General features: G+C 69.0%; 20 protein-coding genes. 8 read left to right on the forward strand and 12 right to left on the reverse strand.

Translation table 11 applies throughout. The annotated features are described in order from the left end of the window. Window positions 1-20: 20 nt before the first annotated feature. The 3 genes from M2317_RS05240 to M2317_RS05250 are packed head-to-tail and all read right to left on the reverse strand — an operon-like array spanning window position 21 to window position 3,442. Window positions 21-269 (reverse strand): hypothetical protein, encoded by a 249-nt coding sequence (locus M2317_RS05240; RefSeq protein ID WP_429457993.1) that lies wholly within the window; start codon window positions 267-269, stop codon window positions 21-23. A gap of 56 nt (window positions 270-325) precedes the next feature. Next, window positions 326-2,224, reverse strand: a complete 1,899-nt coding sequence (locus M2317_RS05245) for a BCCT family transporter (RefSeq protein WP_429457995.1) — start codon at window positions 2,222-2,224, stop codon at window positions 326-328. Between the two features lie 42 nt (window positions 2,225-2,266). Further along, a complete protein-coding gene (locus M2317_RS05250) occupies window positions 2,267-3,442 on the reverse strand; it encodes a LacI family DNA-binding transcriptional regulator (RefSeq protein WP_429457996.1) in 1,176 nt (391 codons plus the stop codon). Between M2317_RS05250 and M2317_RS05255 the strand changes: the two genes are divergently transcribed. The 4 genes from M2317_RS05255 to M2317_RS05270 are packed head-to-tail and all read left to right on the forward strand — an operon-like array spanning window position 3,434 to window position 8,848. After that, a complete protein-coding gene (locus M2317_RS05255; protein ID WP_429457999.1) occupies window positions 3,434-5,542 on the forward strand; it encodes a beta-galactosidase in 2,109 nt (702 codons plus the stop codon). The two genes, M2317_RS05250 and M2317_RS05255, sit on opposite strands and share 9 nt — an antisense overlap. 39 nt (window positions 5,543-5,581) lie before the next feature. Continuing rightward, window positions 5,582-6,928: an ABC transporter substrate-binding protein gene (locus M2317_RS05260; RefSeq protein WP_429458002.1), complete on the forward strand. Its 1,347-nt coding sequence runs from the start codon at window positions 5,582-5,584 to the stop codon at window positions 6,926-6,928. Between the two features lie 55 nt (window positions 6,929-6,983). Further along, entirely contained in the window at window positions 6,984-7,919 is a 936-nt protein-coding gene (locus M2317_RS05265) for a carbohydrate ABC transporter permease (RefSeq protein ID WP_429458005.1), read from the forward strand. Further along, window positions 7,916-8,848: a carbohydrate ABC transporter permease gene (locus tag M2317_RS05270; protein ID WP_429458007.1), complete on the forward strand. Its 933-nt coding sequence runs from the start codon at window positions 7,916-7,918 to the stop codon at window positions 8,846-8,848. Before M2317_RS05265 ends, M2317_RS05270 begins: the two co-directional genes overlap by 4 nt. Before the next feature lie 9 nt (window positions 8,849-8,857). On the opposite strand, the gene M2317_RS05275 is transcribed toward M2317_RS05270, so the two are convergent. From M2317_RS05275 to M2317_RS05300, 6 genes are all read right to left on the reverse strand, one after another. Then, window positions 8,858-9,343: a GbsR/MarR family transcriptional regulator gene (locus tag M2317_RS05275; RefSeq protein WP_429458010.1), complete on the reverse strand. Its 486-nt coding sequence runs from the start codon at window positions 9,341-9,343 to the stop codon at window positions 8,858-8,860. Between the two features lie 19 nt (window positions 9,344-9,362). Next, window positions 9,363-10,970, reverse strand: a complete 1,608-nt coding sequence (locus M2317_RS05280) for an ABC transporter permease (protein WP_429458012.1) — start codon at window positions 10,968-10,970, stop codon at window positions 9,363-9,365. Next, on the reverse strand, window positions 10,967-11,941 hold the full coding sequence (locus M2317_RS05285) for an ABC transporter ATP-binding protein (RefSeq protein WP_429458015.1): 975 nt from the start codon (window positions 11,939-11,941) through the stop codon (window positions 10,967-10,969). Before M2317_RS05285 ends, M2317_RS05280 begins: the two co-directional genes overlap by 4 nt. Before the next feature lie 54 nt (window positions 11,942-11,995). Then, on the reverse strand, window positions 11,996-13,510 hold the full coding sequence (locus M2317_RS05290; RefSeq protein WP_429458710.1) for a molybdopterin-dependent oxidoreductase: 1,515 nt from the start codon (window positions 13,508-13,510) through the stop codon (window positions 11,996-11,998). A 169-nt stretch (window positions 13,511-13,679) separates the two neighbouring features. Further along, a complete protein-coding gene (locus M2317_RS05295) occupies window positions 13,680-15,014 on the reverse strand; it encodes an MFS transporter (protein WP_429458712.1) in 1,335 nt (444 codons plus the stop codon). Between the two features lie 5 nt (window positions 15,015-15,019). Further along, window positions 15,020-15,460 (reverse strand): MarR family winged helix-turn-helix transcriptional regulator, encoded by a 441-nt coding sequence (locus tag M2317_RS05300; RefSeq protein WP_429458017.1) that lies wholly within the window; start codon window positions 15,458-15,460, stop codon window positions 15,020-15,022. Window positions 15,461-15,542: 82 nt separating this feature from the next. Between M2317_RS05300 and M2317_RS05305 the strand changes: the two genes are divergently transcribed. From M2317_RS05305 to M2317_RS05320, 4 genes are read left to right on the forward strand one after another with little or no spacing between them, the layout of a single operon-like run. Then, window positions 15,543-17,081 carry a family 43 glycosylhydrolase gene (locus M2317_RS05305; protein ID WP_429458019.1) on the forward strand — a complete coding sequence of 513 codons (1,539 nt, stop codon included), beginning with the start codon at window positions 15,543-15,545 and terminating at the stop codon, window positions 17,079-17,081. Window positions 17,082-17,083: 2 nt separating this feature from the next. Further along, complete coding sequence (locus M2317_RS05310; protein WP_429458021.1) at window positions 17,084-18,100, forward strand: LacI family DNA-binding transcriptional regulator; 1,017 nt, start codon at window positions 17,084-17,086, stop codon at window positions 18,098-18,100. Beyond that, window positions 18,097-18,912: a DUF6807 family protein gene (locus tag M2317_RS05315; protein ID WP_429458023.1), complete on the forward strand. Its 816-nt coding sequence runs from the start codon at window positions 18,097-18,099 to the stop codon at window positions 18,910-18,912. The genes M2317_RS05310 and M2317_RS05315 overlap by 4 nt, the downstream gene beginning before the upstream one ends. Further along, window positions 18,909-20,255: a serine hydrolase domain-containing protein gene (locus M2317_RS05320; protein ID WP_429458025.1), complete on the forward strand. Its 1,347-nt coding sequence runs from the start codon at window positions 18,909-18,911 to the stop codon at window positions 20,253-20,255. Before M2317_RS05315 ends, M2317_RS05320 begins: the two co-directional genes overlap by 4 nt. Window positions 20,256-20,382: 127 nt before the next feature. Here M2317_RS05320 and M2317_RS05325 read toward each other — a convergent pair whose 3' ends face one another. From M2317_RS05325 to M2317_RS05335, 3 genes are all read right to left on the reverse strand, one after another. After that, a complete protein-coding gene (locus M2317_RS05325; RefSeq protein ID WP_429458027.1) occupies window positions 20,383-21,318 on the reverse strand; it encodes a carbohydrate ABC transporter permease in 936 nt (311 codons plus the stop codon). Window positions 21,319-21,394: 76 nt separating this feature from the next. Then, a complete protein-coding gene (locus M2317_RS05330) occupies window positions 21,395-21,865 on the reverse strand; it encodes a hypothetical protein (protein ID WP_429458029.1) in 471 nt (156 codons plus the stop codon). Continuing rightward, window positions 21,862-23,154: a glycoside hydrolase family 28 protein gene (locus M2317_RS05335; RefSeq protein ID WP_429458032.1), complete on the reverse strand. Its 1,293-nt coding sequence runs from the start codon at window positions 23,152-23,154 to the stop codon at window positions 21,862-21,864. The genes M2317_RS05330 and M2317_RS05335 overlap by 4 nt, the downstream gene beginning before the upstream one ends. Between the last annotated feature and the right edge of the window lies 1 nt (window position 23,155).

Raw genomic sequence — 23,155 nt, forward strand, 5'->3', positions numbered from 1 at the left:
GTCGTCAGGCCGGGCTGTCGTCAGGCCGGGCTGTCGTCAGGGTCGAGGCTGCGCAGCGTGTCCTCCTCGGCCGCGTTGTCGGCCGTGAGCTGCTCCTCGGTCGTCTCGTCTCCGCCCAGCGGTGCACCGCGATCGCGCTGGTCGACGTCGTCGTCCGCATCGGGGTCGTCATCCGCCGCGTGCTCGCGGTCGACGGGGTAGTCGTCGTCGAGGTCAGGCCCTTCGGCCGGCTCCTCGGCGTGGGGTGTGCGTCTGCTGAACTCGTCCATGCGTCGACGGTACGGATCCGCCCGACCGTGGTGGAAGGGCATTGACAATCGGTCGCTCAGCGCACCGGCGATGTCCCGTCCTCGCCGTGCTCGGGGATGTCCTGGTCGTCGTACGACGAGAGCTCGTCCTCCGACACGAGCTCGTCGACGTCGAGCACGTTGGGTCCGGCATCCGCGCGGCTCTCGGCATCCAGCAGCTCCTGCGGGATGCGGATCGGAGTCGTCGGCGCGACCGGCATCCCGAGTCGGCGCTGCAGCTGACGCAGCCAGCGCGGCTGCGCGCCGAGGATGCCCTGCTCGGCACGCGATTCGACCTCGAGCCCGTAGTAGTCGCCGATCTTGTCGATGAGCTGCGCGCGTTCGGCCCGCGTGTACGCGCGACGTTCGCGGATGAACGCGATCGCCGTCGCCCAGCAGATCAGGATCATCACCACGCTGAACGGCAGGGCGATGGTGATCGCCGCGGTCTGCAGCGCCGTCAGACCACCGGCCAGCAGCAGCGCGATCGCGAGGATCGCCGTGACCGCGACGAAGAACGCCCGGATCCAGCGCTTCGGGTTCTGCTGGCCTCCGGTGGCGATCATGCCCATCACGAGCGCGCCGGAGTCCGCCGATGTCACGAAGAAGATCGAGATGAGCAGGATCGCGCCGATGGTGACGACCGTCGTCCCCGGTACGTGCTGCAGCAGTTCGAACAGTGCGCCCTGCAGATCGACCGTGCCGTCCTCGTTGGTCAGGGTTCCGGGTGACTGGAGTTCGATGGCGAGCGCCGATCCGCCCATCACCGCGAACCACAGGATGCCGAGCAGCGTCGGCACGAGGATGACGCCGGCGACGAACTCCCGCACCGTGCGTCCCTTCGAGATCCGGGCGATGAAGATGCCGACGAACGGGGCCCACGAGATCCACCAGCCCCAGTAGAACGACGTCCACTGCGCCTGCCACTGCTCGCCGGCCTCGCCCTGGAAGGCGCTGACGTTGAACGACAGGCCGACGAAGTTCTGGACGTAGTAGCCGATCGACTGCACGAATTCGCGCAGCAGGAACTCGGTCTGGCCCATGACGAGCAGGTACAGCACCAGGAGTCCGGCCATGATGAGGTTGATGTTGGACAGCCACTTCATGCCCTTCGTGACCCCGGAGAGCACCGAAGCGAGCACGAAGACAGAGATGATGAGGATGATGACGACCTGGGTCGGCTCGTCCGGCTTGCCGAGGCCTGCGGAGGAGAGGCCGGCGCTGATCTGGATCACTCCGAGTCCGAGCGAGGTGGCGACGCCGAACAGCGTTCCGACGAGCGCGACGACGTCGATCGCATGCCCCCAGCCGCCCTCTACGCGCTTGCCGAGCAGCGGTTCGAGCGTCCAGCGGATCGAGATCGGACGGCGTCGGCGGTGGATCGCATAGGCCAGGGCCAGTCCGATCACGACGTAGATGGACCAGGCATGCACGCCCCAGTGCAGGTAGGTCTGCCCGAGTGCGGCCTGGGCGAGCTGCTCCGGTGTGCCCGTCACACCGGGCCGAGGGCTCGTGAAGTGGCTGAGCGGCTCGGACACGCCGTAGAACACCAGGCCGATGCCCATGCCGGCCGCGAACAGCAGCGAGAACCAGCTCATCAGCGAGAACTCCGGTTCGTCGTCGTCCCGGCCGAGCTTGATGTCGCCGAAACGGCTGAAGCCCAGGAACAGGCTGAAGGCGACGAACAGGGCGGCGATCAGCACGTAGTACCAGTTGAACGCGTTGACGATCGTGTTCTGGATGGCGCCGAACATCTCCTCCGCGAGATGCGGTGCGATGAGCGTGAACGACACGAAGGCGAGGATGATCACGGCCGCAGGCCAGAACACCCAGCGCTGCAGCGGCGGCAGCGACCGTCGCCGCTCCTGCGCGCTGCCGTCCGTCGAGGATGCGGATGCCGCGGCATCCGTGTTCTGCGCGTTCTCCGGTCCGCTCATGCTTCCACGGTAGCGAGATCGCTCGCCGACGTGGGGAGAAACTCAGGCGGAGACGGGCCCGGAGGAGCGCCGGACGACGAGCTCGGGCAGCGGCACCTCGAGATCGATCGCATGGGCGGGATCGATGAGAGCGAGGAGCCGATGCAGAGCAGCACGGCCCTGCAGCTCGAACGGATTGTGGACGGTGGTGAGAGGCGGGTCGTAGAACTGCGCCTCCGGGATGTCGTCGATGCCCACGACGCTGACATCCTCCGGTACTCGCTTGCCTGATTCTTTCAGCGCGAGCATGGTCCCAAGCGCGGTCTGGTCGTTGGCGGCCACCACGGCGGTGGCTGTGCCGATCCCCGGCTCTTCGATGATCGCGACATAACCGGATCGAGCAGACCAGTCGCCCTGTACGACCGCGGCTGCTTCCAGACCGTGCCGGGTCAACGCCGCGTGGAATGCCCTGGTGCGGTTTCGGGACGCCGACCAGTTGTCGGGGCCGGCGATCAGTGCGATCCGGCGATGCCCCAGCGCGACGAGGTGATCCACAAGGGCCGGCACCCCGACGGTCGACAGCCGGTTGCGGTGCTGGTCGGGGGCGTCATCGGATTCGACATCGATGAAGGTGGGCACGCGGAAGGTGGTCGAGGCGAAGGCCTGTGACATCTCGTCCGTCGAGCCCAGGGCGAGGATTCCCGCGAGATCCTGCTGCGTCAGCAGCGCGAGCGACTCGTCGACCGCGTGCGGGTTGCGCATGTCGAGGGAGACGAGGTCGAGGACATAGCCGGCTTCGCGAGCGGCGGCAGCGGCCCCCTCGGCGATGCGGCTCGGGCCGACCTGCGAGAGTTCGTGCGTCAGCGCACCGATGCGATGCGATCGCCCGGACTTCAGGCTGCGTGCGGTGAGGTTGGGCCGGTAGCCCAGGTCGGCGATCGCCCGCTCGACGCGCGCCTGCGTCTCGGGGCGGATCCCGGCGAAGCCGCGGAGGAAGCGCGTGACCGTCTGATGGGACACCCCCGCGGCCGCCGCGACGTCGTAGATCGTCGATTGCTTGGCAGGGGGGTTCCCGGCGGTCATGCGTGCTCCCGTCGTCAGGCCTCTCATGAACTTTTCCAGATCGTGAGGAAACCGGGCCTTGACAAACGTATGTTGTCGACAACATAGTATCTCCCATCGGATGTTGTCGACAACATCCACGGCCACGATGACAACGGAGTACGTCAGATGAACCACCAGCGCCCCCGAGAAGCGCGTGAACTCACCGGCATCCTGTTCGGAGCCGCCTACTACGCGGAGTACCACCAGGACGAGCGCACCGAGACCGATCTCGATCTGATGAAGGATGCCGGGTTCACCGTCATCCGGGTCGGCGAGTCCGTGTGGTCCACGTGGGAGCCCAGGGACGGCGAGTTCGACCTGGACTGGCTGCAGCCCGTCCTGGACGGAGCTCACGCCAGGGGCATCTCCGTGATCCTGGGGACGCCGACGTACGCGGTGCCGCCGTGGCTCCAGCAGGCATACCCCGAGATCGCGGCCGAGGTGAGAACCGGAACATCTATGCCCTGGGGCGCGCGACAGGAGGTCGACTACTCGCACCCGGCCTTCCGGTTCCACGCCGAACGCGTCATCCGCGCGGTCATCGCTCGATACGCGGCGCATCCGGCTGTGATCGGCTACCAGGTCGACAACGAGCCGGGGATGCTCCTGCCGCACAACCGCGGCACCTTCCGCCGCTTCGTGCGCCGGCTGGCTGCGGCCTACGGCGACGTGGAGACCCTCAACCGTGAATGGGGCCTCACCTACTGGTCGCATCGCATCGCGGACTGGTCGGAGCTGTGGACCCCCGACGGCAACTCGCTTCCGCAATACGACCTCGCGTGGCGGCGGTACCAGGCCGACCTCACGACCGAATTCATCACCTGGCAGGCCGAGATCGTGCGCGAGTACGCGCGTCCAGAGCAGTTCGTGACGACGTGCATCGCCTACCCGCGACCGGCCGTCGATGACGAGAAGCTGGTGCGCGCGCTCGACGTCACCGCCGGCAATCCCTACTACGCCATGCAGGACCACCTCGACGCGACGTGCGAGCGGGAACCCGTCACGCCGTGGACGACATCGGGCGTGTCCGGGCTGCTCCGGCAGGCGGATCGGCTGTTTTCATCCAAGCAGTCCCGCTTCCTCGTCACCGAGACGGATGCGCAGTCCATCGGCGGCCCGGAGTTCAACCTGCCGCCGTACCCTGGACAGCTTCGGCAGTCCGCCCTCGCGCTCATCTCCCGCGGGGCCGCGATGATCGAGTACTGGCACTGGCACACCCTGCCCTACGGCACGGAGACCTACTGGGGCGGCGTGCTTCCGCACAGCCTCGAACCCGGTCGGATCTATCGCGAAGTCGCCGAACTGGGGGCGGCGCTCGGCACGGTCGGAACCCGTCTGGACGGGTACGAACCGGATGCCGACGTGGCGATCCTCTGGTCGAACGACAGCCGGTACGCCCTCGAGTTCACCCCGCCGTTCCCGGATGCCGCAGGCCGGCCGGACCGCGCCGCCTACCAGCGCGTCTTCGATGCGTTCCACCGCGGTGTCGTCGACGCCGGAGCGCAGGCCCGCATCCTGCATCCGGTGCAGGCGCTCGGGATCGGTGCCGCGGCGCTCGCGGAGCGTTTTCCCACGCTCATCGCGCCGGCCTTCTACGTGGCGACCGACGAGGAGCTCGACCTTCTTGCGGCCTACGCCGCGGCGGGCGGGCATCTGGTGATCGGCATCCGGACCGGATACGCCGACGAGGAGGCACGCGCCCGCGTCGCCCAGGCTCCCGATCGCCTGGCAGCGGCGGCCGGCGTCCGCTACGAGGAGTTCTCGAACCTGCAGAGTGCCGTGCCTGTCCAGTCGACCCGGCTGGGTGACGGAGCCGGTTCGGCCACGCTCTGGGCCGACGGATTGATCGCCGATGAGGATGCCGAGATCATCGCCGAGTACGACCACCCGTGGTTCCGCTCCTTCCCCGCGATCGTGACGAAGCAGCACGGCGACGGACGGGTCACCACTGTCGGCACCGTGCCTTCGACGGAGCTCGCAGCGGACCTCATCCGCTGGGCCGTGCCGCGCGCGATCGCCGACAGCCTCACCGCCGACCGGGCCCTGCCGGTGACGATCGGATCCGGCACTCTGCCGGACGGACGCCGGGCCTGGTTCGTCTTCAACTGGAGCTGGAGCGCCGCTCCGATCACGCTCGCCGCAGACGTCGTGGATGCCGTGGACGGCCGCGTTCACGGGGCCGGCGACGAGCTGACCATCGAACCCTGGGGATCGCTGATCCTCATCGACCGCTGACGCGCATCCGCTCGTCACTCGAAGAAGAGGAAGAAGGACATGAGAAACACAGCACAGCGTCGCGCCGCGCTCATCGCCGGCGCCGCCCTCACCGCACTCGTCCTCGCCGGGTGCACACCCGGCGGCCAGGAGCAGAGCACCGGTCCGGTCACGGACGAGCAGCGCGAGGAAGCACTGAGCACTCCGACCGAGCTGACGTTCTGGACGTGGGTGCCGAACATCGAAGACGAGGTCGCGCTCTTCGAGGAGAAGTACCCGGAGATCGACGTGAAAGTCGAGAACGTCGGGCAGGGGCTGCCGCACTATCAGAAGCTGCGCAGCGCGCTCGAGGCGGGGGAGGGCGCTCCGGACGTCGCTCAGATCGAATATCAGCACATCCCGTCGTTCGTCCTGTCCGAGGCGCTCCTCGATCTCGCACCCTACGGCGCGGACGACCTCGCCGACGACTACGTCGGGTGGGCATGGAACCAGGTCTCACCCGGAGACGAGGTCTGGTCGATCCCGCAGGATGTCGGCCCGATGGGCAATCTGTACCGCGAGGATCTGCTGACTCAGGCCGGGATCGCCGAGGCGCCGGAGACCTGGGACGAGTACGCCGCGGCGGCGCAGGCGGTGAAGGATTCCACCGGTTCGTACATCTCCAATCTCGGCGCGACGCAGGCCGGCCAGATGATCGGCTTCTTCTGGCAGGACGGGCTGAAGCCGTTCGGCTACGACGGGAAGGAGACCGTCTCGATCGACGTCAACAGCGACGGCGCGAAGGCGATCGCGTCGTACTGGACGGATCTCATCCAGAAGGACCTCGTCGCCACCGACGTCGACTTCACCGACGAGTGGTACCAGGGCCTGTCCAACGGCAAGTACGCCGGCTGGCTCACGGCGGCGTGGGGGCCGGTGTTCCTGCAGGGCACGGCCGAGAACACGTCCGGGCTGTGGCGCGCTGCGCCGCTTCCGCAGACAGAGGCGGGCGCCTCGGCATCCGGCAACTGGGGCGGATCCTCGGATGCCGTCCTCGCGACGAGCAAGAACCCGATCGCCGCCGCCGAGCTGGCGATGTTCCTCAACCACGATGAGGAGTCCGCGCTGCAGTTCGCGACCCAGCAGTTCCTCTACCCGCCGCAGCTCTCGGTGCTGGAGGACCCGGAGTTCGCCGACATGGAGTCGGAGTTCTACGGGGGGCAGCAGGTGAACAAGCTGTTCGCGGAGATCTCCGAGACCGTCGACACGGACTTCCAGTGGCTGCCGTTCATGGACTACGCCTACGCCTCGTACGAGGAGAACGTCGGCACCGTGATCGCCGCGAAGGGCGACATCGCCGAAGCGCTCGACGCGTGGCAGGACGATCTCGTCGGATACGCCGAGGACCAGGGCTTCACGGTCGAGTGAATCAGGGCGGGGCGCTGATCAGCGCCCCGCCGACATCTTTCCGAGAGGATCCGCCATGTCGCAGTCCCCGCTGCCGATGACGCAGAGACGTCGAACCGGCACGATCAAGCGCAAGCAGCAGCGCGCCGCCTATCTGTTCATCCTTCCGTTCTTCATTGTCTTCACGGCGATGCTCGTCGTCCCGCTCATCTACTCGGGCTATCTGAGCCTGTTCGAGAGCAAGCTCATCGGCGGCGAGCAGTTCGCCGGGCTCGCCAACTACGTCCGCGCCCTGATGGATCCCGACTTCCTGGCCAGCCTGGGGCGCGTCGCCCTGTTCCTCGTGGTGCAGGTGCCGATCATGCTCGGCCTCGCGCTCTTCTTCGCCCTCGCGCTGGACAGCGGCAGGGCGAGGGGATCGCGCAGCATCCGGCTCCTGATCTTCATGCCGTACGCCGTCCCGGCCGTCGTCGCGACCCTGATGTGGGGATACCTGTACGGGCCGGACTTCGGGCCGATCGCCCAGGTGGCGCGTGCAGTCGGGCTCGGGACGCCGGACTTCCTGTCGCCGGGGTCGATTCTCGGATCGATGATGAACATCGTCACCTGGGAGTTCATCGGCTACAACATGATCATCATGTACGCGGCGCTGCGGTCGATCCCCGCCGAGCTCTACGAAGCAGCCGAGATCGACGGAGCCGGCCAGTTCCGCGTCGCCTGGAGCATCAAGATCCCCGCCATCCGGCCGGCGATCATGCTGACGATCATCTTCAGCATCATCGGCTCGTTCCAGCTGTTCAACGAGCCGAGCCTGCTCAACACGATCGCCCCCGATGCGATCTCGAACTCGTTCACCCCGAACTACTACGCGTACAACCTCGCGTTCATCAACCAGGAGCTGAACTACGCCGCCGCCATCGCCTTCCTGCTGGGGATCGTGATCGCCGTGGTGTCGTACATCGTCCAGCTCAGCGAACAGCGCCGCGAGCGGCGCGAGCGGAGGCTCTCATGACCGATCTCGACACCCGCGCCGTCGTCGCCCCTGGTTCCGCCGTCCGGCGCGGGCGCGCTCGCCGCCCCCGTCCGTATGTGGCGCAGAAGCGGCGCAGCCTGCTTCTGACCGTGCTCCTCTGGCTGTGCGTGCTGTACTTCGTCCTTCCGCTGTGGTGGCTGATGGTCTCGTCCACGAAGGACAACGCCGCGCTGTTCACGACGTTCGGTCTGTGGTTCGGCGGTGACTTCTCATTGGGGGACAACCTGGTCCAGCTCTTCGCGATGCGCGACGGCATCTTCCTGAGGTGGATCCTGAACACGATCCTCTATGCCGTCGTCGCCGCCATCGGAGCGACGCTGCTGTCGGCGATGGCCGGCTACGCGTTCGCGAAGTACGAGTTCCGTGGGGGGAAGGCGCTGTTCAGCATCACGCTGGGGGCCGTCATGATCCCGTTGACCGCTCTGGCGCTGCCGACCTATCTGCTGTTCTCGGCGGCGAACCTGACGAATACGCCGTGGGCCATCATCGTGCCGTCGCTCGTGAGCCCCTTCGGCGTCTATCTCATGCGCGTGTATGCGGCTGATGCGATCCCTGACAGCCTCGTCGAGGCCGCTCGCGTCGACGGGTCCGGGGAATTCCGCACGTTCTGGCAGATCGGGTTGCGGTTGATGGGTCCCGGCCTCGTGACCGTGTTCCTCTTCTCGCTGGTGGGCACCTGGAACAACTACTTCCTGCCGCTGATCATGCTGAACACCTCGGAGTTGTATCCGATCACGGTCGGCCTCGCGCAGATCCAGGCAGCCGCATCCGCAGGCGGAGGCTCGCAGGCGGTGTTCTCGACCGTCATCACCGGATCGTTCGTCTCGATCCTGCCCCTGGTCGTGGCGTTCCTGTTCCTGCAGCGCTACTGGCAGACCGGCCTCGCGGCGGGCAGCGTGAAGGAGTGAGATCGCACCTCATGGCAGTCGTCGCTCGGCGCGTTCGGTCTCCCACTCGTCGATGAGCTGCGGCATCCGCCGGGACATGAACCGGAAGAACTCCGACATCTCCTCGGTGCGCTCCCTCGCGACAGCGTCATCCCCGTGCGCGGCACCGATCTCGTCGATGTGCGCCGCGAGGCGCTCGTACACGGGCGAATTGCCTGCCATGACCTCGTACCAGGCATCCGAGACGATCTCGTATCGGACCAGACGCTGGTCCGGCCGCGAGATCCGTCGGATCATGTGCACGGTCTGCAGGTATCGGACGGCGCCGGACACCGCCGCCGGACTCACCCCGAGGCGCTCGCCGAGTTCTCCGGCCGTGTAACCGCCGGCCGGTGCCGCGATCAACGCCATCATGACCCTGGCCGGCATGCGAGGGAACCCGACGGCGGTGAGCACGGCGGCGGCTCCTTCGGCGGCGTCGATGCCGACGTGCGCCGCGCTGCTCTGGCTCGTCATGCGCTCATCCTCCCATCGGTCAGCCGGAGGGGTGCAGTTCGCGGCGGCGCATCAGGGCGAGGGATGCCGCGGCGCCGACCGCAGCAGTGGTGACCAGCCACCATCCGCCCTTGACATCGACGGCGCCGGCATCGAGCGTCGGCGTCTGCGCGAACGGGGAAAGGCTCGTGAGCCACTCCGGCATCGAGAACAGCGGCCCGAACAGCCCGATGAGCACGGCGATCAGCACCAGCATCCATCCGACGACGATGGTCGCCCGAGGTGCGAGCACGAACACCAGCGCGGTGACGGCGAGGAATACGCAGGCGGCGACGGCCTGTCCGACCCCGGCGACGACGGCATCCTCGACCAGTGACCAGTCGCCGCCTGCGGCGCCCAGCATCGATCCGGCGATCGCCGCCGCGACGGTGAGCAGCACGGCGATGAGGGCGATGACGAGATATCCGCCGAGCCACCGCACCCGATCGACGGCCGACGCCAGAACCGGCTCGCCGGTCCCGTGCGCTTCCTCCTGCCGCGCGCGGCAGACGGTCTGCACGGCCGCGCAGGACGCCAGGACTCCGACGATGATGTAGAAGATCACGACCATCCCGGCTTCGAGTCCTCCGGTCTGCGACAGGGCTTCGAAGAGCGTCTGCACGGCCTCGATCCGCGTGCCGAGTTCGTTCACGACCGAGGCCAGGCTGGTGGCCAGCAGACCCGTGAGCAGTCCGCCGATCGCCCATCCCACGATCGAACCGCGGGTGAGCGTCCAGACCAGCCCGATCGGGGAACCGAGCGACCTGCCGGCCCACGTGCGCCCGCGCCGCTGCGGCACGACGCCTTCACCGAGGTCGCGGACGGCCTGCACAGCGAACGCGATGCCCACGAAGACGGCACCGGTCCCGATGGCCAGCAGTGCGGGCCATATCGCGTCGTCGGCGAAGGGGCGCGTGTTCTCCGCCCATCCGAAGGGCGACAGCCACGCCAGCCAGCTGCTCTCCATCCGGGTCAGGTCGTCGCTCGGAGTGCCCAGGGCGTTGCCCAGTCCCGCCATCACGTAGGTGGCGACGAGAATCCACACGGCCAGCGAGTTCGCGCCGCGCGAGGTGCGCATGAGCTGGGCGGCGAGCAGGCCCACGCCGAGGAAGCACAGCCCGACGGATGCCGCAGCAAGACCCGCCACCCACGAACCCGCCGCCGGGTACCCGGATGCGACGTAGACCAGCCCCACGAGCAGGCCGAGGAGGATGTTCGCCAGCGCGCCGTGCAGGATGGTCGCCGCGAGCGGCGCGACCCGGCCGGCAGGCGTGGCGGCGATGAGCTCGGCGCGGCCCTGCTCCTCTTCGGCTCGCGTGTGCCGCACCGCGAGGAAGGCGCTCATGAAGGCCGCGAGCATGGCCAGGAACGGGAGGATGAGGAACAGGGCGACCTGCTCCTCGCCGGCCCCGGAGGGGAGGCCTCGGAACATCAGGATCACCGGATTGGCCATGACGGTGGCGAGGACGGCCGTGCGCGCTTCGAGATCGCCGTAGGACTGCGTGACGCCGCTGACCGCGGCCCCCGCCATGGCGGCCGTACCCGCGATCCACAGCAGCAGCTGCACCCGGTCGCGGCGCAGGCGCTGCCGCAGCAGGATGCCGATCACGGCCGTGCCCCCTGTTCCTTCCGAGCGCGACGCGTCAGCGCCTCCGGCCTCGCGGCGCCGTTCTCGAGCGCATCGAGGTCGTCGCCGTAGTGCCGCAGGAACAGCTCCTCGAGGGAGGGCGGTTCGATCCGCAGACCCTCGACGCCGCGGCGGGCGAGTTCGGGGAGCACCCCAGAGACGCGGTCGCTGTCGACCGTGAACCGTGCGCGTCCTTCGGCGACGGCGCCGTCGTGCGCGTCGGCGATCCCGGCCAGGGCGTCGTCGGCTGCCGCATCGAAGGAGATCTCGGTGCGCGTCAGGTGCCTGAGCTCCGCCAGCGTCCCGGTTTCGACGATGCGTCCTGCCCGGATGATCGAGAGACGGTCGCAGAGCTGCTCGACCTCGCTCATGATGTGGCTCGACAGCAGGACGGTCGCCCCGGCATCCCGCACCCGCACGATCTCGCGACGGAACATGACCTCCATCAGCGGGTCGAGACCGCTGGTCGGCTCATCCAGGATGTAGAGGTCGGCGGGCACCGCGAGCGCGGCGATGAGGGCGACCTTCTGCCGGTTGCCCTTCGAGTACGAGCGGCCCTTCTTCTGCGGGTCGAACTGGAACGCCTCCATGAGGCGCGTCTTCTCGGCACGATAGGCGGGGTCCCTGGTGCGCGCACCGCGCAGCCGGGCGAGCAGATCGATCGCTTCGCCGCCGGACAGATTCGGCCACACGCTCACATCTCCGGGCACGTAGGCGATCCGGCGGTGCAGGCGGGATGCCGCCTGCCACGGGTCCTCGTCGAAGACCGTGACCTCGCCCTCCGATCTGCGGGCCAGCCCCAGCAGGATGCGGATGGTCGTGGACTTGCCTGCGCCGTTCGGCCCGAGGAAGCCGTGCACGTCACCGGCGCCGACCTCGAGATCCAGACCGTCGAGGGCATGCACGCGTCCGTAGGTCTTGGTCAGACCGTGCGTGCGGATGATGGTGTTCATGAGAGGCGACGGTACGCCGATTTCACGGATTCGTGAATACTGTGAACGCGATCCTCACGAAACCCTCACGGCGATCTCGTGCCACCCCGTCGCGCCGTCCGGTGCGGGTGGTGCGGATACCTCGGTCTGGGTCTCCCCGTCGCCGCCGATCGCCCGGCACCGGATGCGATGATCGCCGGATGCGGCGCGCCACGGCATCCGCCACTGCACCCACGTGTCATCGGAGATCGCCGTGGCGAGCTCGGCGCGCTGCCAGTCGCCGTCGTCGATCTGCACCTCGACTCCGGAGATGCCAGCGTGCGGTTGCCACGCGACGCCCGCGATCACGGCGTCGCCGGCGTCGATGCCGCGGCCCGCGCGGGGGACGTCGATGCGGGACTGCAGTTTGATGGGACCCCGTTCGGACCAACCGCGGTCGGTCCAGTAGGCGCGCGCCCGGTCGAATCGCGTGACCTCGAGATCCGCGACCCACTTGGTCGCCGAGACGTAGCCGTACAGCCCTGGGACGACCATGCGCACGGGGAAGCCGTGCGCGAGCGGCAGCGGCTCGCCGTTCATGCCGATCGCGAGCAGCGCGTCGCGGTCATCCGTGAGCGCCTCGAGAGGTGTTCCCGCGGTGAATCCGTCGGCTGAAGTCGACAGCACCATGTCGGCGTCGTCGGCCGGCCGCGCCCTGGCGAGCAGTTCGCGGATCGGATACCCCAGCCACACCGCATTGCCGATCAGGTCGCCCCCGACCTCGTTCGACACGCACGACAGCGTGACGGTCGTCTCGATCAGGGGCAGTGCGAGCAGTTCGTCCCAGGTGAGCTCGACCTCCTCCTCGACCATCCCGTGGATCCGAAGGCGCCACGATGCCGGGTCGACCGTCGGCACCACGAGCGCGGTGTCGATGCGGTAGAAGTCGCTGTTCGGCGTGATGAGCGGCGCGAGGCCGGGGACGTCGAGCGCGGCACCGGCGGGCGGACTCGGCGCCGGCGTCGCCGGGTGCGGCAGGCTGAGGGCGTCGCGCACGCTCGCGACGACGGCGGTCCCGGCTCGGGCGACGGACCCGGCGACGGCGAGGGCGACCCCGAGCACGGCCGCGCCTCCGGCCCAGGCGAGGAAGCGCCGTCGAGTGGGGAGATCGGCGTGCGCCGCGGCATCCGGAGCCGGACGCCAGGGCAGGATGCCCACGAGCAGGTGCAGGGCCCACCCGCCCCCGGCGCCGGCCGCCAGGGCGGGAAGCCACGCGAGCATCCCGGCATCCGGGCGGGTGAGCGCGAGTCCCGCTGCCCCGGCGCCGATCACGACGAAGGCGATCACGCCGCTGCGTCGCCATCGGGCCTCGCAGAGGCCCGCGAGAGCGGCGGCCGCGATGAGCACGACGCCGATGCCCACCAGCAGCGCGGCTTTGTCGGCCGTGCCGAACCAGGCGATCGCGGTGTCCTTCGCCCACGCGGGCGCCGCGTCGATGAGCGCGCCGCCCACGACGGCGAACGGGCTGGACGACGCCGCGACGAACCCCGCGGTGAGCTCGCCGACGCCCGCGCCGACCATGGCCGACGCGATGCCCGCTAGCGCGGCCATCGGTCTGCCGTGCGGGGCGGGATCGGTCACAGTCCTCAGGCTACGAGCACCGCGGTGCGCACGGTGCTGCGGTCATGGAATCGTAAGAACTCGGAATGGCGAGAAACCACTCCGCGCACGAGAAACCGTGCGTGCAGGCGTTTCTCGCGCGCCGGATGGTTTCTCGCGGCTACTGCTCCGCGTCCTTGCGCTCCATCCGGATCGGGGTCGTCGCCGCCGTGCGCTCGTCGAAGGCGGTCGGCTCCATCGCGCGCATCACGGAGATCGGCCGCGTCTCGTCGAGGGTGAGCAGGAAGCGGGCGTCCTCACGGCGGTGGAGCCGGCCGGACCACAGCATCCAGGTCACGCCGATCGCGCAGGCGAGGAGACCGGCCGCGCCGCCGACGACGATGGCCGTGCGCGCCGAGAAGGTGTCGACGATCCAGCCGGCGATCGGAGCGCCGATCGGCGTCGAGCCCATGACGACCGCCATGTAGAGCGCCAGGACGCGACCGCGCAGGGCCGCGTCCGTCGTCGTCTGCACGTAGCCGTTCGCAGTGGTGAGCATCGTCACGGTCGAGAAGCCGACGAACATCAGCACGAACGCATACGCCCAGTAGCCGGTCATCATGGCCGAGACGATGGATGCCGCGCCGAACCCGCCGGCGGCGATCACGAGCACGCGCACTCTCGCGCGGTCGCGCCGCGCGGCGAGCAGGGCGCCCGCGAGAGAGCCGATCGCGAGCACCGAGCTCAGCAGGCCGTACCCGTCGGCGCCCCGGCCGAACTCGAGGGCCATCGTGGAGGCGAAGATCGGGAAGTTCATGCCGAAGGCCCCGATGAGGAACACCATCACGAACACGACCTTGAGGTCGCTGCGCCCCATGACATAGCGGAAGCCAGCGGCGAGGCCGCCGCTGCGACCGCCCTTCGTGCGCGGCACCAACTGGTCGCGGCGGATCAGCAGCAGCGCGATCAGCATGGCGAGGAAGGTGACGGCATTGGCGACGAACACCCAGCCCGACCCGATCGCGACGATCAGGATTCCGCCGACGGCCGGCCCGATCAGGCGGGCCATGTTGAAGGATGCCGAGTTCAGCGCCACGGCGTTGGAGGTGTCCTCCAGGCTGACCATGTCGGAGACGAACGCCTGCCGCGCCGGTGCGTCGAACGCGTTGGTGACGCCGAACGCGAGGGCGAACAGGAACATCAGGGGGAGGGTCATGACGCCGGTGAGCAGGAGTGCCGCGACCCCGAGCGCGAGCAGCAGCAGCGTCGTCTGCGTCACGAGAAGGACCCTGCGGCGATCGAAGCGGTCGGCGACCCATCCGGTCAGGCTGACCAGTACGAGGGGAGGCCCGAACTGCAGGGCCATGGTCACGCCCATGGCGGTCGCGTCGTTGTCGGTGAGCTCGGTCAGCACCACCCAGTCCTGCGCGGTGGCCTGCATCCACCCGCCGATGTTCGACACGAGGGCGCCGAGGAACCAGACCCGGTAGTTGACGTTCGAGAACGAGCGGAACATCGCCGTCATCGTTCGGCCACCTTCCGCATCAGGGCGCTGGCTTCGCGCAGCGTCTGCAGCTCCGATTCGCTGAAGTCGAGTTCGGCGAGCGCACCGGACAGCGCGGCGTCGCGCTTGCGCACCGTCGCCGTGACGACATCCGTTCCGGCATCCGTGATCTCCACCTGGACCCGGCGGCGATCCTCTTCGTCCTGCACGCGGGTGACGTAGCCGTCCTCGACGAGGGCGGCCACGGTCGTCGACATGGTCGGCGCGGTGACCCGCTCGCGCTGAGCGAGGGCGCCGACCGAGAGGGGCCCGTTCATCTTCAGGCAGGCGAGCACCGCGAAGTGGGCGTCGCTGATGTGGTCGTCCGCGCGTTCGCGGCGCAGGCGCCGGGCCAGGCGAAAGGTGGCCAGGCGCAGGTCGGTGGCGGTGTCGTGCAGAGATTCGTCCGAGGCAGTCATTACTTAGGTAGTCTAACTAAATTTCGGATGCCGTGGGCGATCCGCTTGGACAGGAACCGGTTTCTCGACTACCGTGAGGGAGATGGAACTCGTCGAAGACGCGAGCTGGTATCGCAACCCGATCATCGATGCCGATGTGCCGGATCCGGACGCCATCCGCGTCGGAGACCGCTTCTATCTCGTGGCATCGAGCTTCCACCGCGCCCCGGGACTGCCGATCTTCGAATCCGACGATCTCGTCACCTGGACCCGCATCGGCTACGCGCTCGAACGCAACGAACCGGCGGCCTGGTTCGCGCTGCCCCGACACGGCGCCGGAGTGTGGGCGCCGTCGATCCGGCACCACGACGGGACGTTCTTCGTCGTGTACCCCGACCCCGATCAGGGGATCTTCGTCGTCACCGCGGAAGACCCGGCAGGGCCCTGGTCGCCACCGCGGCTATTGCTCGCAGGGCTCGGTCTCATCGACCCGTGCCCGCTGTGGGACGAGGACGGCCGCACCTACCTCGTGCACGGCTGGGCCCGCTCGCGCTCGGGGCGCAAGAACGTGCTGACCGTGGTGGAAGTGGACGAGCAGCTCACCGAGACCCGCGGTGTCGCGGCCGACGTCATCGACGGCGACCGGCTGGACGGCTTCCGAACCCTCGAGGGGCCGAAGTTCTATCAGCACGACGGCGACTACTGGATCTTCGCTCCGGCCGGCGGAGTCGCCACCGGCTTCCAGGCCGTGTTCCGGGCAGACAACCCCTACGGTCCCTACGAGCATCGCGTCGTGCTGGCACAGGGCGACACCCCGGTCAACGGTCCGCATCAGGGGGCATGGGTCGATGACGGCGATGGTGGCCACTGGTTCCTGCACTTCCAGGACCGCGGCGTATACGGCCGGGTGCTGCACCTGCAGCCCATGGCGTGGCAGGACGACGGCTGGCCGGTCATGGGCCAGGCGGTCGCGGGTGGGCCGGCGCAGCCGGTGCTGCAGCATCCGTCCCTGCGCGGCGCGCCCCAGGGCATCCGCACGCTCGCCCGACCGGACGACTTCGCCGGCGGCATCCCGAGCGCCGACTGGCAGTGGGAGTCCGACCCGGATCCGGATGCCGTGGTCGGCCGTGACCATGGCGCCTGGTGCGACGATGCGCTCACGCTGCGCGGCAGCGCCGACGGCGGCAACGTCCGCACGCTTCCGCGGGTGCTGTCGCAGGCCCTGCCCGGTCAGCCGTCCACGGCGCGCGTCGACGTCGAACTGGTCTCCGCGCGGGCGGGCGACCGCGCCGGCATCGCCGTGCTCGGGTACTCGTACGTCTGGGCGGGAATCCGGATCGGCGAGCAGGGGCCGGAGGCCGTCGTCGCGGTCCGGGAACGCGACGATCAGGAGGAGCGCGTGATCCTGCGCGTGCCGCTCATCGCAGCCCGCGCGACCGTCGCGCTGGAGACGGACGCCGAGGCGCGCGTGCGCGTGAGTCTGGCAGACGGCGACGCGCGGTTCGACGTCGACCCGCAGTTCCAGGCGACCGAGGGGCAGTGGGTCGGGGCTGGGGTCTCGCTGTTCGCGGCCGGCCGATACGGTAGCGGTGAGGCCCTGGCGCGATTCCGCGGCTTCGACATCACGATGGGGGATGCGTGACGATGGCGACACGACGAGCGCGGACGGCGCCGACCCGGGAGACGACGATCAACGACATCGCCCAGGCGGCCGGTGTCTCGAAGGCGACGGTCTCGCGGGTGCTCAACAGCATCCCGACGGTCAACGCCGAGATCGCGCAGCGGGTGCGGCAGGTCATCGACGAGCTCGGCTACACGCCGAGCCAGACCGCCCGTTCGCTCTCGCTCGGCGTCAGCAAGACGGTCGGCGTACTCGTTCCCGATCTCGGCAACCCGATGTTCCACCAGGTGCTGCACGGCTTCAACAGGGCCGCGGCCGCAGATGGATACCACGTCGTCGTCACGGACTCGTTCGAGGATGCCGACGGCGAACCGGATCTCGCCCGCGACCTGCGCGACCGCACGGACGCCGTCGCGCTGTTCTCTCCCCGTATGACCCGGCCGGATCTGCTCGAACTGCTGCCCCGGATCGGCCCGGTCGCGGTCTTCAACCGCACCACGGGCAAGAACGCCGGATCCGTGCTGATCGACTATCACGAGGGCGTGATCGTGCTCGCGAAGCACCTCATCTCGCTGGGTCATCGTCGGATCGCCTTCCTCGCCGGCCCCGCGTACGCGCGTGCGAACTGGGAGCGCGAGCGCGGTCTCGCCGAGATCCGCGAGAGCGAACCCGGCGTCGAGATCATCGATGTGCCGTGCGGGCACTCGTTCGAGGACGGCTACGACGCCTGGCCGGCGCTGCGCGCCACCGGCGCCACCGCGGTGATCGCCTACAACGACGTCGTGGCGCTCGGCCTGCTGGGCCGGCTGTCGGAGGAGGGCGTCTCCGTGCCGGAGGAGATGTCGGTCGCCGGCTTCGACGACATCCCCTTCGCGCGCTACTCGTCGCCGTCGCTCACCACCATGACGTCGCGACTCGGCGAGATCGGGGAGCAGATCTGGACCGTGCTGCGGGCGGAGATGACGGCCGATCCGCTGCGCGAGCCGATCATGTTCTCGCCGTCCCTCGCCCCGCGCAGCAGCACCAGGGCGACGGCATGACCGTCGAGCTGCTGCGCCGTGCAGCCGCGGTCATCGAGTATCACGATGGAGCAGCCGTCGACCCGCGGCTCTCGCCTCGGCCGTTCCTGACGGCGACCACACCGCTCGGAGTGCCGGTCACACAGGTCGAGCCGGAGGACCACCTCCATCACCTCGGCCTGAGCGCCGCGCTGCCGGACGTCAACGGCACGACCTTCTGGGGCGGGCGCACGTACGTCCGCGACCAGGGGTCCACGATGCTCGACAACCACGGGACGCAGCGGGTGACAGGGCGCGAGGTGCAGGGCGGCGCGGTGATCGAGCAGCTCGCCTGGCTCGACGGGCGCGGCGACCTCCTGCTCGACGAGGAACGCACGATCACCGTCCGCGAGGGCGACGACGGCTGGGAGATCGTCTGGGTCTCGCGGCTCACCGCCACCACGCAGGACGTGAGCTTCGGCAGTCCGCACACGAACGGTCGCCCGGGCGCCTTCTACGGCGGCGTGTTCTGGCGGGCGCCGTTCCCCGCCGCCGCCGTGCGCACCGCCGACGGCATCGGTGTCGATGCTGCGCACGGGTCGCTCTCGCCGTGGATCGCGCTGGATGCCGAGCACACGTCGCTCATCGGGGTGAGCACGAACGGGATGCCGTGGTTCGTGCGCGCCGAGGGATACGTCGGGTTCGGCCCAGCGGTCGCCGCTGACACGAGACGGTATCTGGGCACGGGCGAGACGCTGCGGCTCGACTTCGCCGTGGCGATCATGGACCGCGCACCCGAGGATCCGGCCGAGGTCGCCGACCGTCTGCTGGCCGGCGTCAGGGACGCGGTGTGACCCTTCGGACCCTGCTCGCCGAGGCGCAGGCCGCGGACATCGCGCTGCACTCGATCGAGATCAGCGTCGCCAGTCGCACGATCGTGCGCGACGGCATCGCCCCGTTCGGGCCCGACGTGCCGCACCGGCTGTACTCGGTGTCGAAGTCGTTCACCGGCCTCGCCGTGCTGCTGCTCGCCGAGGAGGGGCTGCTCGACCTCGACGACGGCATCCTGACGCACTTCCCCGAGCAGGCGCCCGTCCACTCCTGGCTCGAGCAGACCCGCATCGACGACATGCTCGCCATGACGGGACCGTACAGCCGCACGACGTACGTCGAAGCATCCGACAGCTGGTTCGATTCCTACTTCCGCGTGCCGCCGACGCACCGCGCAGGCACCCTCTTCGCGTACGACACGAGCGCCTCGTACGTGCTCGCGGCGCTGGTCGAGCGCCTCGCCGGGATGCCGATGCTCGACTACCTCCGGCTCCGTCTGCTCGACCCGCTCGGCATCGGTGCCGGGGCGCGCTTCCTCACCGGCCCCGAGGGGATCAGCCACGGCGGTTCCGGTCTCGTCCTGGCACCGGCGGATCTGCTCCCCATCGCGGAAACCCTCAATCAGGGCGGATGCCGCGGCGGCGAACGCATCATCCCGGAACGCGTCGTCTCGCGACTGCTCGAGCACCGCAGTTCGCCGGGGATGCAGACCTGGGGCGCCCCGCTGCGCGCCGGGTACGGGCGCCAGATCTGGCTCCCCGGCGGTGGCAGCTGGATGATGTTCGGCCTCGGCGGGCAGATCGTCTACGGCGACCCTGAGCGGCAGCTCGCGGCCGTCGTCACCGCGGATACGACCACGCTCACCGGTGGCGATCAACGGCTTGTCGACATGCTGCTGCGGGCGCTCGGCGATGTCCTTGACGACGTGCCGAACGGCGGCGAGCCGATCGACGATCGTGAGATCGGTCTGGCACCACCCGCACCGCCGCATGATCCGCGGCACGCCAGGTCTGTCCGCACCGCCGCGGACGCGATCACCGGCGAAGACGCCCCGGACGGGATCGTCGTCGAGGCGGATGCCGACGGCGGCCGCGTGCGCTGGGACGCCGAGCACGAGCTCGTCTTCGCGACCGCACGCCCGACGACGGCGATCACGCCGCTCGGTGACGCCGTCGCCACGGCCGGCTGGACGGCGCCCGGCGTGCTCGACGTGCGCCTGAGCGCCGTGGCCGACGACATCGCCTCGGTGCGCCTGCGGCTGGTCATCGGCGCCGACGGCATCCTGACCCTGATGTCGCAGGGATTCGGCCCTGCGATCGGGCCGTCCTGGACCTTCCGCGGCAGCTACCGTCCTCGATCGAGGTGACTGCAGAACGTCCGCATCATCCGATCCGGACGAGACGCAGCCGCCGACGATCGGATCTGCGATCCTGGCGGGCAGCGCCGACACCGATCCCGGCCGGCCGGGGGACGCCAGCCGGGATCGGGAGCTCTCAGCCCTTGACCGAGCCGACCAGCGCGCCCTTGACGAAGAAGCGCTGCACGAACGGGTAGATGAGGAGCATCGGCAGCGTGGCGACGAAGATCACGGCCATGCGGATCGACTGCGCCGGCGGCACGATGTCGACCGCCGATTCGCTGGCATTCAGTCCACTCGCCACGATCACGATCTGGCGCAGCAGCACCTGCATCGGCCACAGCTCCGAGCTGTTGATGTACAGGATCGCGCTCTGATACGTGTTCCAGTAGTAGACCGCGTAGAACAGGCCGATCGTGGCGATCGAGGCCAGCGACAGCGGCAGCACGATCCGCCAGAAGACGCCGAACTCGGAGCATCCGTCGATGCGCGCCGCCTCCTCCAGGCTCTCCGGGATGCCCTGGAAGAAGCTGCGCATGATGACGAAGTTGAAGGCGTTGATGGCCACCGGGATGATCAGCGACCACAGCGAGTCGATCATGCCGAGGCTCTTGACGACGATGAACGTCGGGATCATCCCGCCGGCGAACAGCATGGTGAACAGCACCATGAAGTTGATGACCCTGCGGCCCTTCAGATGCTTCTTCGACAGCGCGTACGCCATGAACGCGGTCAGCACGAGCGAGATGAACGTGCCGCCGATCGTGACGATCGCCGAGACGCCGAGCGCCCGGAAGATCGTCGGCGTCGAAAGGATGTAGCGGTACGCGTCGAGACTGAACGTCTCGGGCCACAGGATGAACGGGCGCGTCGCGAGCTCCCCGGGGGTGGCCAGCGAGCTCGCCAGCACGTTGACGAACGGCAGCACGCAGATCAGCGCGAAGGCGATCAGGACGATGGCGTTGATGATCGTGAACGCGCGGCGGCCCGGTGTGACACGGCGCTTGTTGCGGGCCGCACGACGCACCTGGATCGGGATCGTCGCGTCTGAGACGGGTACCGTGTTGGTCATTTCGAGCTCCCAGGGGTGGGCTTGCGCACCGCGAACAGCGCTGCGGAGAGGAAGAGGTCTGTACGGAGAGATGGCGTCATGTCCGGCTCCCCGGCGTCGGCTTCCGCACCGCGAACAGCGCTGCGGAGAGGAAGAACAGAAAGGCGACGGGGTACAGCACGAGTTGCGTGCCGATGAGGCAGGCCAGTCCTGCGCCGGCGAACCACCAGCCCGTCGAGCGACGACGCGGACGATACGTGGCGAAGAACCAGCCGACAGCGCACAGCAGTGCGATCACGACGAGCGAGAACCCGAACCATGCCGCGAGAGTGTTCAGCACGGTGTGCGCATCGGCCGTGGGGACGTCGAGACCGGCGGCGGTGAGGGCGGGGAGGACGGATTCCTCGAGCGTCTCGGCATCCGCCCGGTTGATCACCAGGGCGACACCGCCCTGCAGCACGGCCGAGGCCGCGAAGCCGACAGCCGCGATGATCAGCTCGGCGCGGCGCCGGAACGGAGCAGCCGGGGTGGCGTCCTGGGACTTCGACGAATCGATCATGACACTCATACCAGCGCACCTCCGCGGGTCTCCAGGGTCGCCGTGCCGTCGGTCACGAGCACGGGGCCGACGGCGCCGTCGATCCGCAGGCCTGTGAGGCGCAGGCCCTTCGCGAACTGCGCGTGCACTCCGGCCGACGCCATCGCCGGGACGCCGTCGGCCATCGCGGGGACGACGGGAACGGCATCCGGTGCGAACGAGACGACGAAGTCGTCGATGGTGAGGTCATCGATGGGAGCCTCGGGAAGGCCCGAGACCCAGGCGGCGCACGACGTGACGTTCGTCGCGGTGATGTGGGCCAGGTGGATGCCGCGGAAGCGCGGTGTCCCGGCATCCACCGGCTGAGGCGTCCGGTCGGACACGATCGGCGCCTTGCCCTCCGGGCCGCAGAAGTAGAAGGGGTTGATGACGAGCGGACACATCACGGCGTCCATCACGATGTTCGAGACCCGCACGTCGGCCACCGTGCCGCCGCGGCCGCGACGCGACTTGATGCGGATGCCGCGGTCGGTGCCCTGGAACACGCAGTTCGAGATGACGACGCCGCGGACGCCTCCGGACATCTCGCTGCCGATCACGACGCCGCCGTGGCCGTGCACCATGGTGCAGTTCGTGATCGCGATGTTCTCGCACGGCACGCGGTCGAGGGACTTCTCGCTGCCGGCCTTGATGGCGATGCAGTCGTCGCCGACATCGATGTGGCAGTCGCTGATGCGCACGTTGCGGCATGACTCCGGATCGATGCCGTCGGTGTTGGGGGAGTCGGCGGGGTTGAGGATGCGGATGCCGGAGATCCGTACGTCCTCGCACAGCAGCGGGTGGACCGTCCACGCCGGCGAGTCGCGCAGCGTGACACCGCTGATCTCCACGCGCGAGCAGCCGTGCAGGCCGATCAGCGTCGGACGGGGGAATGACAGGGACCCGTTGCGGAAGGCATCCCACCACCAGGCGCCGCCGCCGTCGATCTCGCCGCGACCGGTGATCGCGATGTCCGACGCGTCCCTGGCGTAGATGCAGGGGGAGTGGATCGTGGTCGCTGCACCCTCCCAGCGCGCGCCGACCGGAGGGTAGAGGGCGGGGTCTGCGACGAATCGCAGCACCGCCCCCGCCTCCAGGTGGAGTTCGACGCGGGAACGCAGGCGCAGGGCGCCCGTCTCGTGCACGCCGGACGTGATGGTGACACGCCCGCCGCCGGCGTCCGCCGCCCGATCGATGGCGTCCTGCAGCGCGAGGGTCGTGCGCTTGACGCTGCTGGGCCCGATACGGGTGGGAGTGCTCTGCACCTGCGTTCCGCTCATC

Origin of the sequence: Microbacterium sp. ZKA21, from assembly GCF_050434165.1 — a bacterium.
Lineage (GTDB): Bacteria > Actinomycetota > Actinomycetes > Actinomycetales > Microbacteriaceae > Microbacterium.

What these genes read in the sequence shown, in the direction of transcription:
- M2317_RS05270 (WP_429458007.1), top strand. Translation starts at nt 7,916, where the DNA reads ATGACCGATCTCGACACCCGCGCCGTCGTCGCCCCTGGTTCCGCCGTC.
- M2317_RS05265 (WP_429458005.1), top strand. Translation starts at nt 6,984, where the DNA reads ATGTCGCAGTCCCCGCTGCCGATGACGCAGAGACGTCGAACCGGCACG.
- M2317_RS05315 (WP_429458023.1), top strand. Translation starts at nt 18,097, where the DNA reads ATGACCGTCGAGCTGCTGCGCCGTGCAGCCGCGGTCATCGAGTATCAC.
- M2317_RS05325 (WP_429458027.1), bottom strand. Translation starts at nt 21,318, where the DNA reads ATGACCAACACGGTACCCGTCTCAGACGCGACGATCCCGATCCAGGTG.
- M2317_RS05300 (WP_429458017.1), bottom strand. Translation starts at nt 15,460, where the DNA reads ATGACTGCCTCGGACGAATCTCTGCACGACACCGCCACCGACCTGCGC.
- M2317_RS05335 (WP_429458032.1), bottom strand. Translation starts at nt 23,154, where the DNA reads ATGAGCGGAACGCAGGTGCAGAGCACTCCCACCCGTATCGGGCCCAGC.
- M2317_RS05240 (WP_429457993.1), bottom strand. Translation starts at nt 269, where the DNA reads ATGGACGAGTTCAGCAGACGCACACCCCACGCCGAGGAGCCGGCCGAA.
- M2317_RS05275 (WP_429458010.1), bottom strand. Translation starts at nt 9,343, where the DNA reads ATGACGAGCCAGAGCAGCGCGGCGCACGTCGGCATCGACGCCGCCGAA.
- M2317_RS05260 (WP_429458002.1), top strand. Translation starts at nt 5,582, where the DNA reads ATGAGAAACACAGCACAGCGTCGCGCCGCGCTCATCGCCGGCGCCGCC.
- M2317_RS05290 (WP_429458710.1), bottom strand. Translation starts at nt 13,510, where the DNA reads ATGGCCGCGCTAGCGGGCATCGCGTCGGCCATGGTCGGCGCGGGCGTC.
- M2317_RS05310 (WP_429458021.1), top strand. Translation starts at nt 17,084, where the DNA reads ATGGCGACACGACGAGCGCGGACGGCGCCGACCCGGGAGACGACGATC.
- M2317_RS05255 (WP_429457999.1), top strand. Translation starts at nt 3,434, where the DNA reads ATGAACCACCAGCGCCCCCGAGAAGCGCGTGAACTCACCGGCATCCTG.
- M2317_RS05295 (WP_429458712.1), bottom strand. Translation starts at nt 15,014, where the DNA reads ATGTTCCGCTCGTTCTCGAACGTCAACTACCGGGTCTGGTTCCTCGGC.
- M2317_RS05305 (WP_429458019.1), top strand. Translation starts at nt 15,543, where the DNA reads ATGGAACTCGTCGAAGACGCGAGCTGGTATCGCAACCCGATCATCGAT.
- M2317_RS05285 (WP_429458015.1), bottom strand. Translation starts at nt 11,941, where the DNA reads ATGAACACCATCATCCGCACGCACGGTCTGACCAAGACCTACGGACGC.
- M2317_RS05245 (WP_429457995.1), bottom strand. Translation starts at nt 2,224, where the DNA reads ATGAGCGGACCGGAGAACGCGCAGAACACGGATGCCGCGGCATCCGCA.
- M2317_RS05330 (WP_429458029.1), bottom strand. Translation starts at nt 21,865, where the DNA reads ATGAGTGTCATGATCGATTCGTCGAAGTCCCAGGACGCCACCCCGGCT.